The sequence below is a fragment of the Geothrix oryzisoli genome (assembly GCF_022808865.1).
Lineage (GTDB): Bacteria > Acidobacteriota > Holophagae > Holophagales > Holophagaceae > Geothrix > Geothrix oryzisoli.
On record NZ_JAKZLB010000002.1, the window covers coordinates 537,027 to 559,384 of the forward strand.

At 68.8% G+C, this 22,358-nt stretch carries 23 protein-coding genes, 1 tRNA gene and 1 riboswitch; of the genes, 11 read left to right on the forward strand and 13 right to left on the reverse strand.

Annotated elements, in window-relative coordinates:
• Positions 1-55: 55 nt before the first annotated feature.
• Genes MLE43_RS07140 through MLE43_RS07150 form a run of 3 tightly spaced genes read right to left on the reverse strand, consistent with a single transcriptional unit; the run spans position 56 to position 3,965 of the window.
• Positions 56-1,042 carry a FecCD family ABC transporter permease gene (locus MLE43_RS07140; protein ID WP_243302859.1) on the reverse strand — a complete coding sequence of 329 codons (987 nt, stop codon included), beginning with the start codon at positions 1,040-1,042 and terminating at the stop codon, positions 56-58.
• Positions 1,039-1,893, reverse strand: a complete 855-nt coding sequence (locus MLE43_RS07145; RefSeq protein ID WP_243302860.1) for an ABC transporter substrate-binding protein — start codon at positions 1,891-1,893, stop codon at positions 1,039-1,041. The genes MLE43_RS07140 and MLE43_RS07145 overlap by 4 nt, the downstream gene beginning before the upstream one ends.
• Positions 1,893-3,965, reverse strand: coding sequence for a TonB-dependent receptor plug domain-containing protein (locus MLE43_RS07150; RefSeq protein WP_243302862.1), 2,073 nt, complete (start codon positions 3,963-3,965; stop codon positions 1,893-1,895). Before MLE43_RS07150 ends, MLE43_RS07145 begins: the two co-directional genes overlap by 1 nt.
• Before the next feature lie 75 nt (positions 3,966-4,040).
• Positions 4,041-4,239: riboswitch (cobalamin riboswitch) on the reverse strand.
• 48 nt (positions 4,240-4,287) lie between these two features.
• On the opposite strand from MLE43_RS07150, the gene mtnP reads away from it, so the two are divergent.
• From mtnP to MLE43_RS07165, 3 genes are read left to right on the forward strand one after another with little or no spacing between them, the layout of a single operon-like run.
• Positions 4,288-5,160 carry an S-methyl-5'-thioadenosine phosphorylase gene (mtnP, locus tag MLE43_RS07155; protein ID WP_243302864.1) on the forward strand — a complete coding sequence of 291 codons (873 nt, stop codon included), beginning with the start codon at positions 4,288-4,290 and terminating at the stop codon, positions 5,158-5,160.
• Positions 5,160-5,606: a hypothetical protein gene (locus MLE43_RS07160; RefSeq protein WP_243302868.1), complete on the forward strand. Its 447-nt coding sequence runs from the start codon at positions 5,160-5,162 to the stop codon at positions 5,604-5,606. Before mtnP ends, MLE43_RS07160 begins: the two co-directional genes overlap by 1 nt.
• Positions 5,603-6,424: a peptidoglycan DD-metalloendopeptidase family protein gene (locus MLE43_RS07165; protein WP_243302870.1), complete on the forward strand. Its 822-nt coding sequence runs from the start codon at positions 5,603-5,605 to the stop codon at positions 6,422-6,424. Before MLE43_RS07160 ends, MLE43_RS07165 begins: the two co-directional genes overlap by 4 nt.
• Here MLE43_RS07165 and MLE43_RS07170 read toward each other — a convergent pair.
• The 4 genes from MLE43_RS07170 to MLE43_RS07185 all read right to left on the reverse strand — a co-directional run bounded on the left by MLE43_RS07170 (position 6,421) and on the right by MLE43_RS07185 (position 9,710).
• Positions 6,421-7,335 carry a DMT family transporter gene (locus MLE43_RS07170; RefSeq protein WP_243302872.1) on the reverse strand — a complete coding sequence of 305 codons (915 nt, stop codon included), beginning with the start codon at positions 7,333-7,335 and terminating at the stop codon, positions 6,421-6,423. The genes MLE43_RS07165 and MLE43_RS07170 overlap by 4 nt on opposite strands.
• Entirely contained in the window at positions 7,332-7,931 is a 600-nt protein-coding gene (locus MLE43_RS07175; protein ID WP_243302873.1) for a non-canonical purine NTP pyrophosphatase, read from the reverse strand. The genes MLE43_RS07170 and MLE43_RS07175 overlap by 4 nt, the downstream gene beginning before the upstream one ends.
• Positions 7,932-8,031: 100 nt before the next feature.
• On the reverse strand, positions 8,032-9,036 hold the full coding sequence (locus MLE43_RS07180; protein ID WP_243302874.1) for a ThiF family adenylyltransferase: 1,005 nt from the start codon (positions 9,034-9,036) through the stop codon (positions 8,032-8,034).
• A gap of 209 nt (positions 9,037-9,245) precedes the next feature.
• Complete coding sequence (locus MLE43_RS07185; RefSeq protein ID WP_243302875.1) at positions 9,246-9,710, reverse strand: DUF6941 family protein; 465 nt, start codon at positions 9,708-9,710, stop codon at positions 9,246-9,248.
• Positions 9,711-9,810: 100 nt separating this feature from the next.
• Here MLE43_RS07185 and MLE43_RS07190 point away from each other — a divergent pair, with 100 nt between their 5' ends.
• A complete protein-coding gene (locus MLE43_RS07190) occupies positions 9,811-11,415 on the forward strand; it encodes a bifunctional metallophosphatase/5'-nucleotidase (protein ID WP_275976093.1) in 1,605 nt (534 codons plus the stop codon).
• Positions 11,416-11,443: 28 nt separating this feature from the next.
• Here the strand turns inward: MLE43_RS07190 and MLE43_RS07195 are convergent, their stop codons facing one another.
• The 5 genes from MLE43_RS07195 to MLE43_RS07215 form a co-directional block, all read right to left on the reverse strand.
• A complete protein-coding gene (locus tag MLE43_RS07195; protein WP_243302878.1) occupies positions 11,444-12,343 on the reverse strand; it encodes a hypothetical protein in 900 nt (299 codons plus the stop codon).
• An 81-nt stretch (positions 12,344-12,424) separates the two neighbouring features.
• Positions 12,425-14,350, reverse strand: a complete 1,926-nt coding sequence (dxs, locus tag MLE43_RS07200) for a 1-deoxy-D-xylulose-5-phosphate synthase (RefSeq protein ID WP_243302880.1) — start codon at positions 14,348-14,350, stop codon at positions 12,425-12,427.
• Between the two features lie 8 nt (positions 14,351-14,358).
• Positions 14,359-15,246: a polyprenyl synthetase family protein gene (locus MLE43_RS07205; protein ID WP_243302881.1), complete on the reverse strand. Its 888-nt coding sequence runs from the start codon at positions 15,244-15,246 to the stop codon at positions 14,359-14,361.
• The gene (gene xseB / locus MLE43_RS07210) at positions 15,243-15,482 is read right to left on the reverse strand and encodes an exodeoxyribonuclease VII small subunit (protein WP_243302882.1); all 240 of its coding nucleotides are present in this window, start codon (positions 15,480-15,482) and stop codon (positions 15,243-15,245) included. Before xseB ends, MLE43_RS07205 begins: the two co-directional genes overlap by 4 nt.
• A 42-nt stretch (positions 15,483-15,524) precedes the next feature.
• Positions 15,525-16,259, reverse strand: a complete 735-nt coding sequence (locus MLE43_RS07215; RefSeq protein WP_243302883.1) for a DUF4412 domain-containing protein — start codon at positions 16,257-16,259, stop codon at positions 15,525-15,527.
• An 87-nt stretch (positions 16,260-16,346) separates the two neighbouring features.
• Here MLE43_RS07215 and MLE43_RS07220 point away from each other — a divergent pair, with 87 nt between their 5' ends.
• From MLE43_RS07220 to MLE43_RS07250, 7 genes are all read left to right on the forward strand, one after another.
• Positions 16,347-17,717 carry a sigma-54-dependent transcriptional regulator gene (locus tag MLE43_RS07220; protein WP_243302884.1) on the forward strand — a complete coding sequence of 457 codons (1,371 nt, stop codon included), beginning with the start codon at positions 16,347-16,349 and terminating at the stop codon, positions 17,715-17,717.
• Between the two features lie 171 nt (positions 17,718-17,888).
• Positions 17,889-18,863, forward strand: coding sequence for a hypothetical protein (locus MLE43_RS07225; protein ID WP_243302885.1), 975 nt, complete (start codon positions 17,889-17,891; stop codon positions 18,861-18,863).
• A 92-nt stretch (positions 18,864-18,955) separates the two neighbouring features.
• The gene (deoC, locus tag MLE43_RS07230) at positions 18,956-19,792 is read left to right on the forward strand and encodes a deoxyribose-phosphate aldolase (RefSeq protein WP_243302886.1); all 837 of its coding nucleotides are present in this window, start codon (positions 18,956-18,958) and stop codon (positions 19,790-19,792) included.
• Between the two features lie 42 nt (positions 19,793-19,834).
• Positions 19,835-20,332 (forward strand): roadblock/LC7 domain-containing protein, encoded by a 498-nt coding sequence (locus tag MLE43_RS07235; RefSeq protein WP_338029075.1) that lies wholly within the window; start codon positions 19,835-19,837, stop codon positions 20,330-20,332.
• Positions 20,333-20,347: 15 nt separating this feature from the next.
• Positions 20,348-20,932 carry a GTP-binding protein gene (locus MLE43_RS07240; RefSeq protein WP_243302887.1) on the forward strand — a complete coding sequence of 195 codons (585 nt, stop codon included), beginning with the start codon at positions 20,348-20,350 and terminating at the stop codon, positions 20,930-20,932.
• Between the two features lie 80 nt (positions 20,933-21,012).
• Positions 21,013-21,088: transfer RNA gene (locus MLE43_RS07245), tRNA-Asn, on the forward strand.
• Between the two features lie 284 nt (positions 21,089-21,372).
• Entirely contained in the window at positions 21,373-21,747 is a 375-nt protein-coding gene (locus MLE43_RS07250) for a pyridoxamine 5'-phosphate oxidase family protein (protein ID WP_243302888.1), read from the forward strand.
• 83 nt (positions 21,748-21,830) lie between these two features.
• Here the strand turns inward: MLE43_RS07250 and MLE43_RS07255 are convergent, their stop codons facing one another.
• Positions 21,831-22,271: a helix-turn-helix domain-containing protein gene (locus tag MLE43_RS07255; protein ID WP_243302889.1), complete on the reverse strand. Its 441-nt coding sequence runs from the start codon at positions 22,269-22,271 to the stop codon at positions 21,831-21,833.
• Positions 22,272-22,358: the final 87 nt, after the last annotated feature.

The window sequence follows — 22,358 nt, forward strand, 5'->3', positions numbered from 1 at the left end:
GACGCGGCCCCAGTGCCCGGACTGAAGACTGAAGCCTGAAGGCTGAGGGCTCGCTTCATCGCGGCCTCCGCAGCAGCCAGAGGAAGAAGGGGCCGCCCACCAGGGCGGTGACGACCCCCAGGCGGAGGCCGATGGGGAAGGTCCGGGTGACGAGGTCGCAGGCGAGGAGGAAGGCGGCGCCGCCGAGCATGGAGTAGGGCAGCAGGCGCCGGTGATCGGGGCCGAAGGCCAGGCGGAGCATGTGCGGCACCACCAGGCCCACGAAGCCGATGATGCCGCCCACCGCGGTGGCCAGGGCGGTGAGGACGGTGGAAAGCACGATGAGCTGGCGCCGGAGGCGCCGGACATCCACTCCCAGGCTCTGGGCGCTCTGCTCGCCGAGGCTCAGCAGGTCCATGGCCCGGCCCAGGGGCAGCAGCAGCAGGCAGCCGACCAGGATGGCCGGAACGCCCATCCACACATGCTCCCAGCTGCGGCTCTCCAGCCCGCCCATGAGCCAGAAGAGGATCTGGGCATTCACCTCGAAGTGGCCCGCCGTCGTGGTGAGCAGGAAACTCGTGCCGGCGCCCAGCAGCGCGTTGAGGGCCACGCCGGAAAGCAGCAGCCGCTCGGTGCCCGCCCCGCGCTGGGCCAGCATCAGCACCGCGCCCGTGGCCCCGAAGGCCCCCACCACTGAAGCAGCGGGCAGCGCCCACAACGTGGCCGCGGCGAAGCCCGTGGCCGGGGCCAGGGCCAGCACGGCCACGGCCCCCAGGGCACCGCCGCTGCTGACGCCCAGCAGGCCCGGGCTGGCCAGGGGATTGCGGAAGAAGGCCTGCATCACCACGCCGCTGGCGCCCAGGGCCGCCCCGGCGGCCATGCCCACCAGGGCGCGGGGCAGGCGGAAGTCGCGCACCACGGTGCGGGCGATGTCATCGCCGCCGCCCATCAGCGCCGAGACGACCTGGCCGAAGCTCAGCCTCAGTTCGCCGAAGGCCAGGGAGGCCAGGAAGGCCAGGGCCAGCAGCGCCACGAGGATGGGAACGGCCAGGCGCGGCTTCACCGGAACCGCTCGGGGTGGAGGGCCCGGGCGAGGCGCTCGTAGGCTTCGATGCGATGGTGGGAGACGCTGGACATGAGCGCCCCGGGGATGACCGCGAAGCGGCCGGCCTTGAAGGCGGGCAGGACGCGGTAGTGGGGGATCTCCGCCAGCCGTGCGCGGGTGTCCGAGGCGTCGGGCCGGTCCCCGGAGATCACCAGCACCTCGGCGTTCCAGGTGAGCAGCTTCTCCGAAGGCGTGGGCGCGTGGCCCTTCAGCCCGGCCTCGGCCGCCACGTTCAGGGCGCCTGCGTGATCACAGAGGTCCTGGAAGGTGGTGCCGGAACCGGCGGTGAAGGGGTAGGCCCCGGCGGTGAGCACGCGGACGGGGCGGGCCCCCTTGAGGCGCTCCACGAGAGCCTGAACCCGGGCGCGGCACTGGGCGATGAGGGCCTCGGCGCGAGCCTCCTGGCCCAGTTCGCGGCCCAGGATCCGGAGGCTGGCATAGACATCCTCCAGGCTGTCGAACCGGTCCAGCACCACGAGCCGGACCCCGGCCCGCCGGAGCAGGGCCAGGGTCTCGGGGCGGGTGAAGCTGGCGGCCAGCACCAGGTCGGGCCGGAAGCGCAGCACGCTTTCCGCGTCGCTGTCCTTGAGGGCCGGGAACCGCTGGGCCTCGGCGGCCGTGGCGCTGAAGCGCGCATCCCGGCCGATGTGGCTCAGGGCGGCGATCTGGCCGGGATCCGCCAAGGCCAGCAGCAGCTCATCCGTGCCCACGGACTGGCTCACCACCCGCTGCGGCCGCGCGGCGAGCAGGGGCAGGCCTGCCGCCGCCGAAAGGATGGCCAGCAGCAGGAAGGCAAGCCAGCGTCGCATCACCACCTCCAGGTCGCGGCCAGGGTCCACCGGGGGCCTGGGGCGGGGAAGCCGTAGACCAGGCTGGCATCACCCTCCTGATCGTAGCGGCCGCTGAGCCAATCCTGGACGCTCTGTTTCGGCTGGAGGAGGTGCTCGCCCCGGAGGGCCAGGGTGAGGTGTTTCACCGGCTCATGAGAGAGGCCCACGCTCAGGTCGCGGTAGGGCCGGCGGGTGCTGGTCACCTCGTAGGTGACATCGTTCAGGTCGTAGCGGGGACCCACGCGGTCGAAGCGCGCCTCGGCACGCCAGGTCTTCGACTGGACGAAGCCTCCGGCGGAGGCGGTGAAGAAGGGGTGCCGCAGGATGGCGGAGTTCTGCTGGCCGAAGCGGTCGGCCTCCGTGTTGTGGTCCAGGTCCCGGGTCTCCTGGCTGCGCAGGATCAGGTCCCAGCCGTAGGCCAGGGCCTCGCCCCCGCGCCAACCCAGGGCGCCCTCCACGCTCTGGGCCCGGATGGCGCCCTGGTTCGCGTAGTGGGAGGTGAAGAGCGGCGGAAAGGCGAAGCTGGTGTCATACAGGTAGGCCAGCAGCTCGGAGACGCGGGTGCGCTGGGCCTCCAGGCGGTACTCCCAGTGGCCTGCGACCTGGCCCGTGGCGCCGATCTGGAGGGTGCGGCTGCGCTCGGGCCGGATCGGGTAGGCCACGCCATCCTGACCTTCCGCCTGGGCGTTGAGGGCGAACTCGGTGGTGTTCGGCATGCGGAAGCCCTGGCCGAGGCTGGCATAGAGGCGCAGCTCCGGGGCCACCACCCAGTTGAGGCCCGTGCGCCAGGTGCCCGCCTCGGCGCTGCCGGCCCGGTTGCGCAGGCCCGTGTCCGAGCGGGTGAGGTCCCGGTGGCCGGCGTCGCGGCGCAGGCCCGCCACCCAGTCCAGGCCCTCGGCGAGGGTCCAGCGCAGCTCCAGGGCCCCGGCCAGATCGCGGCCCTCGCCGCGATACTGCACGGCGGCAAAGGTGTTCGGGTCGTAGTAGTTCCGGGCCTGGCTGGTGTCCTCGCGGCCTTCGAGGCGGCCGGAGAGGCGGAAGGTCGAAGTGGGTGACCAGTGCAGGGTGAGCTGGTCCTCCACGCGGCGGAAGGCGCGGTCCGTCTGCTCCCGCCGGGGGCCGCTGGGGTCGCCGGTGTCGCCCTCCAGGGCCTGGAGGGTGTTCTCCAGCACCAGGCTGGGCGCCAGAGTCCAGCGCAGGCTGGCGCCCCAGCTCTCCTGCCGGGCGCGCATCTCGCGCTGGGGCTCGTAGCTGCGGCCTGAACCCGGCCAGGCGAGGGTGGTGAAGGGCACCGAGGCGGTCTGGCCGCTGTTGCGGTAGAAGGCCGTCAGGTCCGCCCCGCCCAGGCGCGTGCCCAGGCGCAGGAAGCCACCGGCCTGGCGGAAGGCATCGTCGGGGAAGCCGCTCTCCTGCTTCTGGGCCTCGGCGCCGGCGGCGATCCAGCCCCTGGACCCCGTGATCTGTACCTGGGCCGTCCCGCCCAACAGCCCGTTCGTGCCCGTTTTCAACCCGGCCTGGCCCTCCAGCAGCCGGTCCACGCCCAGGCGCAATCCGGCCTGGCCATGGCAGCCCTCGGCGCCACGGCCCACGCTGGTGAGGGCGATGACACCGCCGATGGCGTCGCTGCCGTAGAGGACCGAGGCGGGGCCGAGGATCAGCTCCACGCGCTCGATGCCCACCAGGCTGAGGGCCCCCAGGTCGGGGCTCAGGGCGGTGGGATCGTTCAGGCGCAGACCGTCCAGCAGCACCACCACATTGCGACTGAGGGTGCCGTTGAGGAAGGCGGAGGCCTGCTTGCCGGTGCCGCCGGTGCCCATGACGGCGCCGGGCTGGAGGACGGCCAGCAGGTCCGCCAGGGTGCGGCTGCCCAGACGGGCCAGGTCCTCGGCTTCCAGGACGCGGACGGGGGCGGGGGTGCGGGTGACCGCCACCGGCTGGGCCTCGGCGCTGACCGTGACCGTGGCCTCGGCGGGCTTGCGCTCGGCCTCCGTGGCCGCGAGGGTGGCGGACACGGCCGCCAGGGAGAAGAGAATGCGGGCAGAACCCATCATGCCTCCACGCATGACGTCGCGGCGGCTGGGCGGATCCCCGGAGGTGGGAAGCCATGGCCCAGCCCGTTCCCACGACGGGGGGTGAAGTGCGGGACCGGTCTCCGGGCTCGCACGCGACAGGGGCCTTTCAGCTCCCTCCGAGCCTTCCCGGGACGATCCCAGTGACTCGGACTTGAGGTCTCACACCCGGTGGCGCGTGGGCGTGGTGCATACCGTTGCGGGGCAGCGCAGGAGTCTCACCTGCTTCCCGTGCATCCAGCACGAAATTGTCAGGCCTTCAGGGAAACACGGCATCCGTGGCATCCGCAAGTAGAATGGTCCCATGCGAGCACCCATCGGCATCATCGGCGGCAGTGGACTCTACCGGATGGAGGGCCTGTCCCTGGATCGGACGGAGCTGGTGCAGACGCCCTTCGGCGCGCCCTCGGGGCCGGTGCATCTGGGCACCCTGGACGGCGCCCCCGTGGCCTTCCTCGCCCGGCATGGCGAGGGGCATCGGTTCACGCCCAGCGAGGTGAACTACCGGGCCAACCTCTGGGCGCTGAAGTCCCTGGGGGTCGAGCGCTTGATCTCGGTGTCCGCCGTGGGCAGCCTCCAGGCCCGCCACCAGCCGGGGGAGCTGCGGCTCGTGAGCCAGTTCATCGACAAGACCCGCCAGCGCAAGGACACCTTCTTCGGCGAGGGCCTGGTGGCCCATGTGAGCTTCGCGGAACCCGTGTGCGCCCACCTGTCCGAGGCCCTGCTCTCGGCTGGACAGTCCCTGTCCATCCCCGTCGCGGGTGGCAGCACCTATGTCTGCATGGAGGGCCCGGCGTTCTCCACCCGCGCCGAGAGCCGCCTGCACCAGAGCTGGGGGGCGGACCTCATCGGCATGACCCAGGTGACGGAGGCGCGCCTGGCCCGCGAAGCCGAGCTCTGCTATGCCTGCATCGCCCTGGTGACGGACTACGACGCCTGGCGTGAGGAGGAGGCGGGCGTGGATGCCGCCTCCGTGCTGGAGGTCATGCACGCCAACGTGGACAAGGCCCAGCGCCTGCTCCGCCGGGCGGTGCCGCAGCTCTCGGACGTTCCGCGCCCCTGCGCCTGCGGCGAAGCCCTGAAGGCCGCCCTCTACACCGCTCCCGAGGCCGTGACCGAGGATGCCCGGAAGCGCCTCGACCTGCTCGTGGCCAAGTACGGATACGGAGGCCGCTGATGCCCGTCGCCGCCCCCAGCGCCAAACTCCAGGCCCTGCTCAAGGAGTTCCAGCAGGTGGCGGGCATGGCCGGATTCCTCAACCACGGCTTCGATCCCCCGCAGCTGCGGCTCCAGTTCACCCTATATGGCCGCGTCCGAACGGGAACCGAGGCCGAAGCGATGGGGGTCATTCCGCGCCTCCAGGCCTGGTCCGAGGCGGTGCTCCAGAAGCTGCGCGAGGACAGCGCCGGCGCCATCCTTCCCGGCCAGGTCCTCGTGGCCCCGATCCAGGCCTTCCAGGGCGGCGGCTACACCGTCGTGGTGAACGCCACCTTCGCCACCAAGGTCACGGACAGCGGCTACTTCAAAGTGAAGACCGCCGTGCTCGCGGCCTACCAGGAGGCCGTGCGACTGCGGGAGGCGGGGTTTGAGGCCGAAGCCCCGTCTGGCGAGCCCGCGGGATGACCATGGCCCGGTGCCGCAGGGCGGTTCTGCTGGGGGTCGCGGCGACCGGCGCCGCTCTGGTCGCGGCCGAATCGGGCCCGCTGCCCTTCAAGTCCTCGCCCGTTCCCGGAGGGGTGGTCGTCCTCGCCATCGCGGGTCAGGCTGCGGCGCCCAAGGCGACCTACCACGGGGAGCCGGTGCTGGTGCGGCGGAGCGCCCGCGGCTGGCAGGCCGTGGTGGGCATCCCGCTGAGCGCGAAGGTGGGCCAGGACGCCATCGAGGTGGCTGGCCATGCAGTCTCCTTCACCATCAAACCCAAGCGCTATCCCGAGCAGCGCATCCGCCTGAAGGACCAGCGGCTGGTGACGCCCAACCCCGAGGATGAGGCGCGCATCGCCCGGGAGCAGGCGCTGATGGCGCCGGCCTGGAAGGCCTGGCCGGAAGGGCTGGTTCCTTCCTTGCGGTTCCACCAGCCCACGCCGGGCGGCCTCACCAGCTCCTTCGGCCTGCGCCGGGTCTTCAACGGCGAGCCACGCGCCCCCCACGCGGGTCTCGACATCAAGGCTCCGGCGGGCCAGGCCGTGCGAGCGCCCGCCGCGGGGGTGGTGGTGCTCACGGGCGACTTCTTCTTCAGCGGCAACGCCGTGTTCCTGGCCCATGGTGAAGGCGTGGTGAGCCTCTTCGCGCATCTGTCCAAGGTCACCGTGAAACAGGGTCAGGTGGTGAAGGCCGGGGACCTGCTGGGGAGCGTGGGCATGACCGGCCGGGCCACGGGCCCCCACCTGCACTGGTCCCTCAGCCTCAACAACGCCCGGGTGGATCCGCGGCTCTTCCTCTAGGTGGCAGCGGGGCGGTGCCCCTTCGTCTGCACGAGGATGACGCCCACGATGGCGATGGCGCCGCCCAGGACCGTGAGCAGCGAGGGCACTTCGCCGAGCCAGATCCAGGCGATGACGCTGGCCAGCACCGGGGAGAGATACAGGAAGCTGGACAGCAGGGAGGCGGGCATGCGGGAGAGGGCGAGGTTCCAGAGCACGTAGGCGATGGCCCCGGGGAAGATGCCGAGGTAGATCACCGCCAGGGTCGCGGAGGGTGCGGCCAGCGGTGCCTTGTGGAGGAGGCCTGGCAGGAACACGAGCATGGGCAGGGTGCCGGCCCAGATGGAATAGCAGGTGAATGCGAGCGCGGAATGGCGCCGGAAGCTCCGCTTCGACAGGATGGAGTAGACGGCGGCGACGGCTGCGGACAGCAGGATGAGCAGGGCGCCGGGCGTGAAGCGCAGGCCGCGGCCGCTGCTGAGGGCGATGAGCGCGACCCCGGTGAATGCGACGAGGATGCCGCCCCAGCCGAGGCGCGTCAGGCGCTCCCCCAGGAAGAGGGCCGAGAGCAGGGCGGTGAACACGGGCCCGGCGGCGATGAGCAGGGAGGCCGCGCCCGCCTGGACTGTCACTTCGCCGAAATTGAGGGCTACGTGGTAGACGCTGATGCCCAGGAAACCCGCCAGGGCGATCATGGGCAGGTCACCCCGCTCCGGCAGCCGCATGCGCGTGGCCAGCGCGTAGCCAGCCAGCACGATGGACGCGGTGCCGAACCGCAGCAGGGCGAGCTCGCCGGGACCGTACCCATCCAGGCCGGGCAGGCCCGTGGCCGTGGCCCGCAGGCCCGCCCGGATGCCCGCGAAGGCCGAGGACCACAGCAGCAGCACACCGGCGATGGCCAGCCAGGTCCGGGGATCGCGCCTCCAGGTCATGGGTTCACGCCGAGGCGGAACCGCTCCCGCAGCGCCGCGCAGGCCCGGGCCCGGTGGCTGAGGGTGTGCTTGGTCTCCGCGGGCAGCTCGCCGAAGGTCTGGTCGAAGCCGTCGGGGATGAAGATGGGGTCGTAGCCGAAGCCGCCGTCGCCGCGATGGGCGAAGGCGAGGGAGCCCTCCACCGTGCCGCTGGCGGTGAAGGGCTCACCCTGAAGAGGCGCATAGGCCAGCACGCACACGAACCGGGCCGAGCGGTCCGCCCCATCGGGGACCATGGCCAGGAGGCGGTGGTTCTTGTCGCGATACGACGCCAGATCCGGCGCGAAGCGGGCGCTCAGCACGCCCGGGCCGCCCCAGAGCGCGTCCACGCAGAGGCCCGAATCGTCCGCCAGCACGCCATCGACGGGCTCGAGGCCGTGTTCGAGCCACCAGGCCCGGGCCCCCTCCGCCTTCTGCAGGGCGTTGTCCTGGAAGAAGGCGCCGGTCTCTGGCAAGGAGGGCGCGTCAGTGGGCCAGGGAACCATCTCGAAGCCATCGAGAAGCTGGCGGAATTCCGCCAGCTTCCCTTGATTCGAAGAAGCCAGAAGGATTTTCATGACGCGGCCGCGATGGAGGAGTCGAAAGGAATGATAGAAGGGCAAATGATTGAGCCCGAGGTCTCGCGTATCGCCGCAGGCGATACCAGGAGAAGGCGAGTCAGCACCCCACGACCTCTGTGTACCAGCCGCGGGCGCGCTCGGGGGTCATGGGGCCGTGGATGAGGGCGCGGCCGTCGGCGAAGAGGGTGATCTCGTCGGGACCCTCCTGGCCCTTGAGCATGAGCCCGGCCTGCTTCCAGGGGCTGCGGGTGCGGGCTTCCAGGCGGGTCTTCAGGACCGCCAGATCGAGCTTCCCGGGCGGGTTCACGCGGATCTGCACGCCCTCCAGGCCGCAGAGGGCGCTGGCCTTGAGCGTCCAGCGGGCGTCCAGGAACTCGGTGACCTTCTCCGTACAGAACCGGCAGCGGGCTTTCGGGGGCTTCAGGAACTGCCGTTCGTCATGCCAGAAGTCGAAGCGCACCAGGTCGGCATGGGGTGTCTTCCCGGTCAGCACCTTGAGGGCCTCCAGGGCCGCCCAGCTGGCGATGATGCCCACGGCCGGGCCCAGCACGCCGGCGCTGTCGCAGGTGTCCACATCGCCGCCCGCGGGGGGCTCCTCGATGAGGCAGCGCAGGCAGGGCGTATGGGGCGGGTGCAGGGGCCAGACGACCCCTTCGCCGCCGATGGCCCCGGCGTAGATCCAGGGCGTGCCCGTGAGGATGGCCACATCGTTGATGAGGAAGCGGGCCTCGAAGTTGTCAGTGCCGTCGCAGATGAGGTCGAAGCCTGAGAGCAGCTCCCGGGCGTTGCCGCTGGTGAGGTCGGCCACGACGGGAGTCACGTCGATGCTCGAATTGGCTTCCCGCAGCCGCTCCGCGGCCACTTCCGCCTTGGGGCGGCCCAGATCGGATTCGCCGTAGAGGAGCTGGCGCTGGAGGTTGCTCGCCTCCACCAGGTCCCGGTCGATGAGCGTCAGGTGCCCCACCCCTGCCCGGGCCAGCCAAGGCGCGATGACGGAGCCCAGGGCGCCCAGGCCCAGCACCGCCACCCGCCTGGAACGCAGACCTTCGTCCGCCCCACGGCCGAGGAAGATGCGTTGCTTGGCATACCGATCGATGGACATGCCTGGCGCCTAGGTGAGGGCTGGGTGGCTGGATGTGGAAGTCTCGCGCATCGCCCCAGGCGATGCCGAGAAGATGCGTTGCATGGCGTAGCGATCACTCATGGGGTCTCGGCTATCAGCTGTCAGCTGTCAGCTCTCAGTTTAAAAGCAACGGCGCCCCACCGGGGCGCCGCACTGAGAGCTGATAGCTGATGGCTGACAGCCAGATCCTAGTTTCCGGCCTGGGCGCCCTCGGCCATGGCCTTCTCGTACTCGGCCTGGAGGCGGCTGGCGTCGGAAATGGCGAACTTGTAGACGTACTCGAAGCGGTCGGCACCCTTGGTGAGGGCGATGATCACTTCATAGACGCCCTCGCCGCTCACTTCGAAGGGGGCCGCGATGACGTTGAAGGTGCCTTCCTTGGCGCCGTCGGGGATCTGCACGTCGCTGTCGCGGATCACGTCCTTGCGGTCGCCGGTGGGGCTCACGATGGAGAAGCCGAACTTGAACTGGCCGTCCATGCGGGAGAAGCGGGTGTAGAAGCACACCTTGGGCAGGGTGAAGGGCACCTGGGGCACCACGATGTGGTGGTCGTACAGGCCCATCAGCGAGGTCTTGCCGCCCATCTCCTGGCGGATGTCGTCGCAAAGCAGCGTGAATTCGTGCTTGGGGGCCTTGATCTGGACTTCTTGCATGGGGGCTCCGGAAAGAGGGGGCATCCTTGGGTGAAGGGAAAGTTTACCCTTGAAGTCGGTCCCATCCAACCTCGGGTTGGCGGCCGGCCCTGGAGGCTGCATGCGGCATTGGTTCTGGATCCTATTGATCGCTCTGGGCCTCCAGGCCCAAGAGGCCCGGATTCAGATTCTTGGGACGACCGACTTGCACGGACACGTGATGGCGGAGGACACCTTCAGCCTCCAGCCGGCGAACCTGGGCTGGGCGAAGCTCGCCACCCTGATCCGCCGTCAGAAGGCGCTGAATCCGGACACGATCCTGGTGGACTGCGGCGACACGATCCAGGGCGAGCCCCTCAACTACGTGCGGAACACGCTGCGCCGCGACCTGCCGGAGCCCAGCGTAGCGATCATGAACGCCCTGGGCTATGCGGCCATGGCCGTGGGCAACCATGAGTACGATTTCGGCCTCGACGTGCTGCGCGAGGTGGAGAGGCAGGCCCGCTTTCCCTTCCTGTCCGCCAACACGCTGTCCGCCAAGGGCCCCCACGCCTTCCCCACGCATGTCCTGCTGACCGTGGGGGGCGTGCGGGTGGCGCTGGTGGGCTTCACGACCCCGCGGACCGCGGCCCTGGCCGGCCGGAATGCATCCGACCTGGTCTTCCAGGACATCGTGGCTGCCGCCCGGGAGCTGGTGCCGCGCCTGCGGGAGAAGGAGAAGGCCGATGTGGTGGTGGCCCTGGTCCACTCGGGCCTGGGAACGGTGGATGGCCGGCCCGGCGACGAGAACGCGGCCCTGCGTCTGGCGGACCAGGTGCCGGGCCTGGATGCCATCCTCACGGGGCATACCCATCTGGCCATCCAGACCCAGCACAAGGGGATCCCCATCCTGCAGGCCCAGGCCCAGGGCCGGGCGCTCGCGGTGGTGGAGCTGACTGTCCGGAAGGAGAAGGGCCGCTGGCGCGTGACCGGGACCCAAGGCCACCTGCTGCACCCGGAGGCCGACACGCCGGCGGATCCGGAGGTGCTGAGCCTGACCACGGACCTGCGCGCCGCCACGGACCGCTACCTGGATACGGCCGCCACGACGCTGCTGGTGGACCTCGACAGCCGCTGGTCGCGGATGGAGGACACCCCACTGATGCAGCTGCTCCACCAGGTCCAGCGGCAGGCCACCGGGGCCCAGCTGTCCGCCGCGGCCAGCCCCGGCGCCAAGCTCTTCATCCCCAAGGGCCCGACGAGTGTGCGGCAGTTCTATGCCCTGGCCCCCTACGAGAACCAGGTGGCGCGCATCCGCATCACCGGGGCCCAGCTCAAGGCCTACCTCGAGCACGCGGCGCGGCACTACACCTACAGCTGGGAACCGGAACTCTACAACCGCGAGGTCCCGATCCACGACTTCGACATGGTGGATGGCGTGGCCTATGCGCTGAACCTGGGGCGGCCCGTCGGCAGCCGGGTGGTCAACCTCAGCTACCAGGGCCAGCCCGTGAAGCCGGAGCAGACCTTCACCCTCGCCCTCTCCACCTACCGGTTGGGAGGAGGCGGCGGCTACATGGAGGCCATCGGGTTCAAGGGCGCCCCGGAGCTGGTGACCGAGGCCTCGCAGCGCAACCTGCTGCTGGCCTATGTCCTCGCCCGGCCCACCCTGAATCCCCCCGTCACCAACGCCTGGCGGACCATTCCCTACCTGGACCGGGAGCGGGTGCTGAACCAGGCGCGGTGAGCGCCGGGGTCGCTGAAGGGCGCTTGGCCTACTTGATCCGGACCAGCATCAGCCCGCCCTTGGGGTTCACGAACACGGCATCGGAATCCAGGATCCCGACGAGGAGGTGGTTCTCGTCCAGGCCGGTGGGAAGGAAGTCCAGGTTGCTGTTCGGAAGGTCGAGTCGGGCGAGGACGAGCCCCTGAAGGGTTCCCCGCTGGGCCGCAGGCACCTGGGAGGCCTTCAGGGCGGCCAGGATCACTCCCTTGCCCACCCAGACGGCCAGGGGGCCGCGGGCCGCCGTGTCGCCCTCGAGGGCCGGGACGGGGGCCCCCTGGAACCGCAGGGCGGTCTCACCGAGCTTCCGCCCCGTGTTGGCGTCCAGGATGCTGAGGTTCAGGGCGTTGCCATCCGCCATCAGGACGTTCCCGCTGTCATCCAGGGCCAGGGTCCGCCGGTTCTGGGGGGCGGTGCCCTCCTTCTTGCCCGGCTTGGCGCCGAAGGACCAGATCACCTCCGCATTGCGGTAGTCGCGCTTCTCGACGTAGGGTTCCGGGGCGCGATAGGAGAGGATGATGCCGACCGCATCCCAGGAGACATCGCCGACCTCGGCGGGGAGCCGCACGCTGCCCATGGTGCGGCCGGTCCGGTCGATGTGGGAGAGCGTGGTGCCATGGGCCACCCACGCGGCATTCCGGGGGTCGATGACCCAGCGTTCGGGTTCCCCGTCGAGCTTCCCGAGCGGCAGGGTCCCGAGGAGGCCACCGTCCCGGGCCCAGGTGTGCAGGGACCGGCCGGAGGCGTCATAGAAGGTGAAGGAATCGTCCTTGTCCTGCTTGGCCCAGCTGGTGGCCCTGGTGGCAGCGTCCCAGGCCTGGGCGGATCCTGTCGCGGGCGTTAGGCATAGAAGGGCGCCCAGGATGGACGCGTAGATAGGGAATGACCTCACGAGAGCCTCTGGAAAGTGCGCGCTGCCACGGCGGGTTGGGACCAACCATAGGAATTCCCGGGGCCTTTCGCAAGGTTTTACTTAGATGTCACGGAAGAAATTCCGGATCCTGCTCTCGAGAGCCTGGGGGCTGAGGCCCTCTTCTTCCAGCAGGCGCTTGGGGTCGCCGTGGTGGACCAGATGGTCGGCAACGGCGCAGCGGAGCAGCGGGCGGGTCAGGCCCGCGTCCGCCAGCGACTCCGCCACGGCCCCGCCGAACCCGGCCGGCGCGCAACCCTCCTCGAGGGTGACCACGGCCTTGCAGCGGCCCGCCCAGGCGTGGATGAGGGCCTCGTCCAGAGGCTTCACGAACCGGGCATTGATGACCGCGCAGGAGATGCCCTCCGCCGTCAGGGATTCTGCGATGCGAAGGGCCGGGTCCACCATGGCGCCCAGGGCGCAGAGCAGCAGATCGCCACCTTCGCGGAGCAGCTCGGCCTTGCCCACGGGCAGGGCCGTGATGGGCTCTTCCAGGGCCACCCCCAGGCCATTCCCCCGGGGGTAGCGCAGGGCCGCGGGATGGCCGCAGTAGAGGGCGGTCATGAGCATGCGCCGCAGCTCGTTCTCGTCCTTGGGCGCCATCAGGATGATGTTGGGCAGGCAGCGCAGGTAGGCCAGGTCGTAGAGGCCGTGGTGCGTGGGGCCGTCGGCGCCGACGATGCCGGCCCGGTCCAGCGCGAAGGTCACGGGCAGATCCTGGATGCAGACGTCGTGGGCGACCTGGTCGAAGCCCCGCTGCAGGAAGGTGCTGTAGATGGCGCACACGGGCCGCATGCCCTGGGTGGCCAGGCCCGCGGCGAAGGTGACGGCGTGCTGCTCGGCGATGCCCACGTCGAAGCAGCGGTCCGGGAAGGCCTTCTGGAACAGGTTCAGGCCCGTGCCGTCCAGCATGGCGGCCGTGATGCCGACGATCTTGGCGTCGTTCTTCCCCAGTTCCACCAGGGCTTTCCCGAAGACGTTGGTGAAGCTGGGCGGGACGGGCTTCGCGGGATCCGCCTGGACCTTGATGATCTCGCCGGCCTCGGCGTCGAAGGCGGTGACGCCATGCCACTTCTGCGGGTCCTGCACGGCGGGCTCGTAGCCGTAGCCCTTTTTGGTCTGCACGTGGAGCAGCACCGGGCCATCCTTCATCTTCACCTTGGCCTCGGCGAGGGCCTTGGAGGTGGCGTTCACGTCATGGCCGTTCACGGGCCCGATGTAGCGGAAGCCCAGGTCCTCGAAGAGCAGCCCGGGCACCATGAGGCGCTTGAAGCTCTCCTCGCTCCACTTGGCGGCCTTGGCCACGCCCTTGCTCAGGCCTTCCAGCGGGATGGCCTTGATGGCGTGCTCGATGCGGTCCCGCCAGCGCTGGTAGTACTGGCCCGACATGATCTGGTTCAGGTAGCCCTGGAGCGAGCCCACGTTGGGGTTGATGCTCATGTCGTTGTCGTTGAGGATCACCAGGAAGTTCTTCGTCTCCAGGTAGCCCGCCTGGTTGAGGCCCTCGAAGGCCATGCCGGCGGTCATGGAGCCATCGCCGATGACGGCGATGCAGGCGTGCTCCTGCCTCTGGATGTCCCGCGCCTTGGCCATGCCCAGGGCGGCGGAGATGCTGGTGCTGGCGTGGCCCGCGCCGAAGTGGTCGTAGGGGCTCTCGTCCCGCTTCAGGAAGCCCGACAGGCCGTGGTGCTGGCGCAGGGTGGGGAAGCGGTCCTTGCGGCCCGTGAGGATCTTGTGCGGGTAGGCCTGGTGGCCCACGTCCCACACGATGCGGTCCTGGAGGAAGTCGAAGTGGTGGAAGAGGGCCACGGTCAATTCCACGGTGCCGAGGTTGGAGCTGAAGTGGCCTCCGGTTTCGGAGACGGAGGTGATGATGAAGGCCCGCACCTCGGCCGCCAGGCGTTCGAGCTGGTCCGGAGTGAAGTGGCGGATCTGCTGGGGGGCCGCCAGGGAATCGAGCAGGGGGTACGGGCTGGAAGAAGTCTCCACCTGGGTGCCTAATTCGCCCGCTGGGCCAGATAGCGGGCCCAGGCTGCCAAGGAATTGCGATGGGGAAGGGTTGCTAGGTGACATAGGGCGGTCTCGGTGGCTTCACTCAGGGCTTTGCGGGCGCCGTCCAGGCCCAGGAGCGAAGGGTAGGTGATCTTACCCCTGCCTGCATCTTTCCCGGTCCGTTTGCCCAGGTCCGCATCGGTGGCAGTGGCGTCCAGGATGTCGTCCTGGATCTGGAAGGCCAGGCCGATGGCCTCGCCGTAGGCCCGCAGGGCGGCCCGGTCCGCAGGGGTGGCGCCGCCCAGGACCGCGCCGATCTCCAGCGAGGCCCGCAGGAGGGCGCCGGTCTTGAGGCGATGGATGAGGCGCAGGTGGTCCAGGTCGTAGGTCGCGAGCGTCTCGCCCTCCAGATCCAGCGCCTGGCCCCCGGCCATGCCGCGCCAGCCGGCGCCTTCGGCCAGCAGCGCCAGGGCCTCGGCCCGCCGCCCGGGCTCGAGGCCCGCCGAGGCCAGCACGCCGAAGGCTTCCGTGAGCAGGGCGTCGCCCGCCAGGATGGCGTGACCCTCGCCGAAGACCTTGTGGTTGGTGGGCCGACCCCGCCGCAGGTCGTCGTCGTCCATGGCCGGCAGGTCGTCGTGGATGAGGGAGTAGGTGTGGACGTATTCCAGGGCCAGGGCGCCGGGTAGCGCCTGGGCGACCGTGCCGCCCACGGCTTCGGCGGCCAGCAGGCAGAGGACCGGGCGCACGCGCTTGCCGCCCGCCTCCAGGCTGTAGCGCATGGCCTCGCCCAGGCGGGCGGCCTCGCCCGCCCGGAACGGGGCGGTGAGGGAGGCGTCCAGCCACGGGAGCAGGCGGTCCAGGTCGGCCTGGACCTGCGAGGCGGCCCCGGTCATCGGCCGTCCTTTCCCTCGTCCAGGGGATCAGCCCGGTACTCGCCGCCCAGGCCGGCCTTCAGGACCTCGACCCGGCGCTGGGCCTCGGCCAGCTGCTTCTGGAGGGCCTGGCTCAGCTGGACGCCCTCCTCGAAGCGGGCGAGCGCCTCCTCCAGGCTGAGGTGGCCGGATTCCAGCTGCTGCACCAGGGCTTCCAGCCGGTCCAGGCCATCATCAAAGGAAGGTTGGGCGCTCATGGGGGGTCCGAAGGAAGGGGCCCGCGCGGGGCCCCGCTCAGTCTACCGCTTCCCCTTCAGGCTTTCCTTCATCTCCTTGCCGCCGTCCTTCAGGGTGTAGCCGGCGGGCAGGGCCCAGGCGCTCTCGGGGATGGCCGCGGAGGAGACGGCCGTGGCCACGGTGGTCACGTCCATGCCCATGAGCCCCGTGATGTGCGTGCGGAGGGGCACACCCTTGAGGCGGGCGGTCTCCTGGTAGACGCGCTTGAAGAGGGTGCCCATGGGGCCGGGGGCCCGGTTGAGCATGGCCATGGACTTGGCGTAGTCCTGGATCGGGAACTGGAGGGAGGGGTCGATGCTCAGCTCCTCCACCATCTTGCCGAGGGTGATCCGGACCTTCTTGCAGGGACGGCCGAGCACCGTGTCCGCGCCCAGCTGCTCGACCTTCACTTCGGAGACGTCGCCGAACATCATCTTCGTCACCATCGCGGGCATGCCGGCCATCTGGTCCTCCAGGGCCTGCATGGTCTCCTGCATGTCCTTGAACGTGAACTTGGTGATGACCTTCTTCGAGTGGTCGATGCTGTAGATGACCTCGTGGCCGTAGTCCACCAGGCTGTCGGTCTTCGACCCGGCGTGGTTGATGCGCATTCGCGTGGCGCTGAGGTACTGCACCTGGGAGCCGTCCTTGGCCATGGCCCCCTTGCCGGTCACTTCCGAGGTGATGGTGAGGTCGCCCGCGAGAAGGCTGACCGCGGAAAGGATCGCCACGAAGGCAGATGCCAGAAGGATGCGCATGGGAATTCTCCGGTGAAGGGGTGCCGAGATCATACGCCAGGAACAGAGCCGTGGCCAGGTGAGGTACCTTCAAGGGTGGGGGTGGCCATGGCCCGTGTCCTCGTGGTGGACGACAGCAAGGAGACCTGCGAGTTCCTGGAAGAGCTCCTGGGCGCGATGGGTCTGGAGGTGGCCAAGGCCACGCATCCGGATCGGGCCATCGAGCTGCTGCGAAAGGGGGGCTTCGACCTGCTGTTGTCCGACATCAATCTGGAGGCCAAGAAGGATGGGCTGGACCTGCTGCGGGAGGCCAAGCCGCTGGGTGTGGACACCATCCTGCTGTCGGGCTTCGGCACCCTGGAGACCGCCATCGAGGCCGTGCGGGAGGGCGCGTTCGACTTCCTCAGCAAGCCCTGGAACAACGAGGAGCTGAAGGCCCTGGTGACGCGGGCCCTCGCCCGCCGCCAGTCCGCGGGTCAGGGCGAGGTCCATGATGCCTCTCCCAAGGCCAGGCGCAGCCTCATGATCGGGTCCAGCCCGAAGATGATGGCGGTCTACAAGACCATCGCCAGCCTTCAGAACAGCCGCGTCACGGTGCTCATCACGGGCGAGAGCGGCACCGGCAAGGAGCTGGTGGCCCGCAGCATCCACCTCTCCAGCGACCGGCGGGACCGCGCCTTCGTGGCCGTGAACTGCGGCGCCCTGACGGAGACCCTGCTCGAATCCGAGCTCTTCGGGCACGTGCGGGGTTCCTTCACGGGGGCCGTGAATGAGAAGCCCGGCCTCTTCGAGGAGGCCTCCGGCGGCACCATCTTCCTGGACGAGATCGGGGAGACCAGCCCCAGCTTCCAGGTGCGCCTGCTGCGGGTGCTCCAGGAGCAGGAGATCCGCCGCGTGGGCGGCAACAAGACCATCAAGGTGGATTCCCGCGTCATCGCCGCGACCAACCGCGACCTTCAGCAGATGGTGAAGGCGGGGACCTTCCGCGAGGACCTCTACTACCGTCTCAGCGTGGTGGAGCTGGCGGTCCCGCCCCTCCGGGAGCGGGGCGACGATGTTGGGGCGCTGCTGGACCACTTCCTGACCGAGTTCGGCCAGAAGGATCAGCAGACCTACCGCCTGCATCCGGAGGCCCGCCAGGTGCTCGAGGCCTACTCCTGGCCGGGCAATGTGCGCGAGCTCAGCAACGCCGTGGAGAACCTGACCCAGCTGAGCCGGGGCCGGGAGATCACAGTGGACGACCTGCCGGCCAAGATCCAGGCCGACGTGCTCAAGCGGGCCCTCCTGCGGCCCGAGTCCGCCGAGGGGACCCCATCCCTGATCGAGGATTGGCCCTCCCTCGACGAACTGGAACGGCGGTACATCCAGATCCTGGTGGGGCGGCACAAGGAGAAGCAGCGCATCGCGGAGATCCTGGGCGTGGACCGGACCACCCTCTATCGGAAGCTCAAGCGCTACGGCTTCCACGACGGCGAGTAGGGCCGGCCCGGGCCGGGGCCGTCGCAGGCTGCGACAAGTTGCAGAACGCAACGCGAATTCATCCCGATTTGAAAATTTAAATGCTGTTTTAATTTAAATTATATTTTGGCCCCAAACGTGCTTCCTTGTGGCCACTTCCGGCCGTGCCGGATCAACCCAGGGAGAACCCCCATGAAGAAGCTTGCTGCGCTGCTCGTCGCCGCCGCTCTGATCAGCCCCGTGTTCGCGGAAGAGGCGAAGAAGCCTGAAGCGAAGAAGGTCGAGACCAAGAAGGTCGAGAAGAAGGCTGAGAAGAAGGCCGAGCCCAAGAAGGAAGAGGCCAAGAAGGCCCTGACCGTCGCCGAGGAGAAGAAGGCCGAGGCCGCTCCCAAGGCCGAGAAGAAGGCTGAAGCCGCCCCCAAGGCCGAGAAGAAGGCCAAGAAGCACCACAAGAAGGCCGAGAAGAAGGCCGAGGCCGCTCCTGCCGCCGAGAAGAAGGCTCTGACCGCCGAAGAGAAGAAGGCCGAGCCCAAGAAGGCTGAGAAGAAGGGCGAGAAGAAGGCCGAGCCCAAGAAGGAAGAGAAGAAGGCCGAGGCCAAGAAGGCCCTGACCGCCGAAGAGAAGAAGGCCGAGGCCGCTCCCAAGGCCGAGAAGAAGGCCAAGAAGGCGAAGAAGGCCGACAAGAAGGCCGAGCCCGCCGCTCCTGCCGCCGAGAAGAAGGCCCTGACCGCCGAAGAGAAGAAGGCTGAGGCCGCTCCCAAGGCTGAGAAGAAGGCTGCCAAGAAGGCGAAGAAGGCTGCCAAGAAGGCCGAGGCCGCTCCTGCCGCCGAGAAGAAGGCCCTGACCGCCGAAGAGAAGAAGGCTGAGGCCGCTCCCAAGGCTGAGAAGAAGGCCGCCAAGAAGGCGAAGAAGGCTGCCAAGAAGGCCGAGCCCGCCGCTCCCGCCGCCGAGAAGAAGGCCCTGACCGCCGAAGAGAAGAAGGCTGAGCCCAAGAAGGCTGAGAAGAAGGGCGAGAAGAAGGCCGAGGCGAAGAAGGACGAGAAGAAGGCCGAGGCCAAGAAGGCCCTGACCGCCGAAGAGAAGAAGGCTGAAGCCGCCCCCAAGGCCGAGAAGAAGGCCAAGAAGGCTGCCAAGAAGGCCGAGAAGAAGGAAGAGGCCAAGAAGTAATCAGGCTTCACCGGTTCACGGGAAAGCGGGCTTCGGCCCGCTTTTTCGCGTACGGCTTTCCGGCGCAGCCTCCCCGGGCCATGATGGAACCCATGATCGATCCGCTCCTCGACCTCACGGCTGAAGTCCGCGCCCGTCTCCAGGCCCTCCCCGAAGGGCACCGGCCCCAGCTCCTGGGCTGCGTGGAGGGGGCCTGCCTGCTGAGGGACCCCGCCGGGCTGCATCACCGGACCGCGGCCCAGGCGGCCCCTCCCGCAGGGCCCTGGGACCTGTCCCCCCTCATCGACCACACCCTGCTGAAGGCCGAGGCCACCGGAGCCCAGGTGGAAGCCCTCTGCGCCGAGGCCCTGAAGCACGGCTTCGCGTCGGTCTGCGTCAATCCCCTCTGGGTGCCCCTGGCCGCCTCCCTCCTGAAGGGCAGCGCGGTGCGGACCTGCACCGTGGTGGGCTTCCCCCTGGGGGCCTCCTCCCTGCGCGCCAAGGCCCACGAGGCAGAGTTGGCCGTGAAGGACGGGGCGCAGGAGGTGGACATGGTGCTGGCCATCGGCGCCGCCAAGGCCGGCGATTGGGACACGGTCCGCCAGGACCTGGCGGGCCTGAGGGCCGCGGTCCCCGCCCCCACCGTGCTGAAGGTCATCCTGGAGACCTGCCTGCTGACGGACGATGAGAAGGCGAGGGCTTCGACCCTAGCCCTGGAGGTGGGCCTCGATTTCGTCAAGACCTCGACAGGCTTCTCCACCGGGGGCGCCACGGAGGCCGACGTCGCCCTCATGCGCCGGACCGTGGGGACGGGCATGGGCGTGAAGGCGTCCGGCGGCATCCGGACCTACGAGGGCGCGCTGGCCATGGTCCTGGCCGGAGCCACGCGTCTGGGCCTCTCGGCCTCGGTGGCCGTGGTTCAGGGGGGGGCCGGATCGGGGGGCTACTGAAAAGTGCTATCCTCACAGATAGCAGTCCCGGCGGAGGTTCTTGTGGCGAAGCTTGATCTCATCATGTTCGAGGAGGAGTACAAGCTCCTCCACGAGATCATCGGCCGCCTCCAGAAGGATGCCTCCGCCAAGGTGGTGTTCCTGGTGGACAAGAACGGCCAGCAGATCGCCTCGGCCGGGGATGTGAAGAGCATCGATGCCACCAGCCTCGCCTCGCTTACCGCCGGCAACGTGGCCGCCACGGACGGCCTGGCCAAGCTCATCGGCGAGAAGGAGTTCAGCCTGCTCTTCCACGAAGGCGAGCGGGACAACCTGCACATCTCGATCGTGGGCAAGCGCGGGATCCTGGTGGTGATCTTCGACCAGAACTCGAGCCTCGCGCTGGTGCGCCTGCGGGTGAAGAAGGCCAGCAAGGAACTCCAGGAGATCTTCGACCAGGTCGAGCAGCGGGCGCAGAAGGAATCCGACGGCGGCAGCCGCTTCGAAAGCCCCTTCTCGGAGATCACGGACGAAGACATCGACCGCCTCTTCGGCGACTGAGCCAGGGACGGCGACATGACCTTCATCAACTACGCATCGCGCGAGATCAACTGCAAGATCGTCTACTACGGCCCCGGCCTCTGCGGGAAGACGACGAACATCCAGTGGATCTTCGAGCAGGCCAACCCCGACAAGCGGGGCAAGCTCGTCAGCCTGGCCACCGAGACGGACCGCACGCTCTTCTTCGACTTCCTGCCGCTGGACATGGGCATGGTCAAGGGCTTCAAGGTCCGCTTCCACCTCTACACCGTGCCCGGCCAGGTGTTCTATGACGCCAGCCGCAAGCTCATCCTCCGCGGCTGCGACGGCATCATCTTCGTGGCGGACAGTCAGAAGGCGCGCATGGAGGCCAACATCGAGTCCATCGCGAACCTGGCCACCAACCTCAAGGAGAACGGCTTCGACGTGCGGTCGATCCCCTATGTCCTCCAGCTGAACAAGCGGGACATGCCGTCCGCCGTGCCCGCCGCCGAGATGGAGCGCCTGCTCCGGTTCCGGGGCGAACCCATGATCGAAGCCGTGGCCAGCCAGGGCACCGGCGTCATCGAGACCCTCAAGGCCGCCGCCCGCCAGATCCTGATGGAACTGCAGAAGAACTAGCCGGAGCGACCGGGATCACAGGTCCCGCCCCTCCCCGCTTGAATCTGCGCCCACCTCAGGTAGAATGGACCCTTGCCCTTTCCGGAGTAGCTCAGGGGTCAGAGCGGGTGACTGTTAATCACTAGGTCGGGGGTTCAAATCCCTCCTCCGGAGCCAGAAAAGAACAGGGGTCCCACGGGACCCCTGTTCTTTTCTGCCTTAGGTTTGGTGGATTTGAACCCCCGAGTGGCAGCCGGCAACGGGTTCAAATTCCTCATTTGAAGCTGGCACGAAACCCTGGAAGCCCATGATTCCCGGGTGCCGCAGCGCGTGAAGGCCAAGGCGGCCCTGGGCTTCCACCCCCGCCGGCCGGAATGGCTCCATGCTTGATGGGAGGGATCGTCTGGAAGGCCGATCCGCCCGACCAGGCAAACCGACTCACCCCATGCCAGGAGGCAGCGATGGAGATCCCCGAGAAAATGACCCAGGTCCTGGCCGAGGATGGCGTGGTCGCGATCGCCACCCTCGGCGAGGAGGGGCCGCACCTGGTCAACACCTGGAACAGCTACGTCCGCGTGATGGAGGGTGGGCGGCTCCTGATCCCTGTGGGTGGCATGCAGCGCACCGAAGCCAATGTGGCCTTCAACGACCGCGTGCTCGTCACCCTGGGCAGCTCCAAGGTGGCGGGCCGGCACGGGGCTGGAACCGGCTTCTTGATCCAGGGGAGGGCGGCTTTCATCACCTCGGGGCCGGACTTCGAGGTGCTCAGGGCCAAGTTCGCCTGGGCCAGGGCCACGCTGGCGATCACCCCGGATGCCATCACCCAGACGCTCTGAGGTCTCTGGCGGGCCATCCCTGAATGGAGGGCCGGGCGGTTCTCAACGCAGGCCGGATGGGGTGGACGCGAGAGCTGGCCCCGTCACGGGGTCGCCAGCTCCTCGAGGCGCGCCTTGGCCTGCCGTTTTCCCATGCTTCTCACAGCGGCAATGGCAGCCAGCTGAGCCTGGCGGGGCTTCGATTTTTCCGCTTCCCAGTTGTAGATGGTCTGCGCGGAGACATTCAGGAGGGCTCCCATCTCGGCGGCGGACAGCCCCAGCTTGTGCCGTTTGCTGGCCAGGCCCTTGGCGCTGAACCGCGTGCGGGCGGCTCCTTCCTCGCCGGGCTGGGGAGTCGCCTGGCCTGGGGTTTTCTTCTCGAGACGGGCCAGCTGTTTCTCGAGGGAAGCCACCTTCCGCTTCAACGCGGAGAGGTCGGAGCGGGACTGGGCAGCGGCCTTCTTGAGGCCCTCCGTTTCCGTCCGCAGTTCCTTCCGGGCCAACCGCATGATCTCCATCTTCAGAATGGAAGCGATGTTTGGCATCTGGATTCTCCTCGGGAATCGACCGCATCCGTTTCCCCATGGTCATGTTAGGTCATGTGGATAGGTCCCCTTAAGCCCCTGATGTGA

Bases quoted from the DNA above. Each gene is read 5' to 3' on its own strand.
- MLE43_RS07145 (WP_243302860.1), bottom strand. From the start codon at position 1,893: ATGCGACGCTGGCTTGCCTTCCTGCTGCTGGCCATCCTTTCGGCGGCG.
- MLE43_RS07150 (WP_243302862.1), bottom strand. From the start codon at position 3,965: ATGATGGGTTCTGCCCGCATTCTCTTCTCCCTGGCGGCCGTGTCCGCC.
- mtnP (WP_243302864.1), top strand. From the start codon at position 4,288: ATGCGAGCACCCATCGGCATCATCGGCGGCAGTGGACTCTACCGGATG.
- MLE43_RS07160 (WP_243302868.1), top strand. From the start codon at position 5,160: ATGCCCGTCGCCGCCCCCAGCGCCAAACTCCAGGCCCTGCTCAAGGAG.
- MLE43_RS07165 (WP_243302870.1), top strand. From the start codon at position 5,603: ATGACCATGGCCCGGTGCCGCAGGGCGGTTCTGCTGGGGGTCGCGGCG.
- MLE43_RS07170 (WP_243302872.1), bottom strand. From the start codon at position 7,335: ATGACCTGGAGGCGCGATCCCCGGACCTGGCTGGCCATCGCCGGTGTG.
- MLE43_RS07175 (WP_243302873.1), bottom strand. From the start codon at position 7,931: ATGAAAATCCTTCTGGCTTCTTCGAATCAAGGGAAGCTGGCGGAATTC.
- MLE43_RS07180 (WP_243302874.1), bottom strand. From the start codon at position 9,036: ATGTCCATCGATCGGTATGCCAAGCAACGCATCTTCCTCGGCCGTGGG.
- MLE43_RS07185 (WP_243302875.1), bottom strand. From the start codon at position 9,710: ATGCAAGAAGTCCAGATCAAGGCCCCCAAGCACGAATTCACGCTGCTT.
- MLE43_RS07190 (WP_275976093.1), top strand. From the start codon at position 9,811: ATGCGGCATTGGTTCTGGATCCTATTGATCGCTCTGGGCCTCCAGGCC.
- MLE43_RS07205 (WP_243302881.1), bottom strand. From the start codon at position 15,246: ATGACCGGGGCCGCCTCGCAGGTCCAGGCCGACCTGGACCGCCTGCTC.
- xseB (WP_243302882.1), bottom strand. From the start codon at position 15,482: ATGAGCGCCCAACCTTCCTTTGATGATGGCCTGGACCGGCTGGAAGCC.
- MLE43_RS07215 (WP_243302883.1), bottom strand. From the start codon at position 16,259: ATGCGCATCCTTCTGGCATCTGCCTTCGTGGCGATCCTTTCCGCGGTC.
- MLE43_RS07220 (WP_243302884.1), top strand. From the start codon at position 16,347: ATGGCCCGTGTCCTCGTGGTGGACGACAGCAAGGAGACCTGCGAGTTC.
- MLE43_RS07225 (WP_243302885.1), top strand. From the start codon at position 17,889: ATGAAGAAGCTTGCTGCGCTGCTCGTCGCCGCCGCTCTGATCAGCCCC.
- deoC (WP_243302886.1), top strand. From the start codon at position 18,956: ATGATCGATCCGCTCCTCGACCTCACGGCTGAAGTCCGCGCCCGTCTC.
- MLE43_RS07240 (WP_243302887.1), top strand. From the start codon at position 20,348: ATGACCTTCATCAACTACGCATCGCGCGAGATCAACTGCAAGATCGTC.
- MLE43_RS07250 (WP_243302888.1), top strand. From the start codon at position 21,373: ATGGAGATCCCCGAGAAAATGACCCAGGTCCTGGCCGAGGATGGCGTG.
- MLE43_RS07255 (WP_243302889.1), bottom strand. From the start codon at position 22,271: ATGCCAAACATCGCTTCCATTCTGAAGATGGAGATCATGCGGTTGGCC.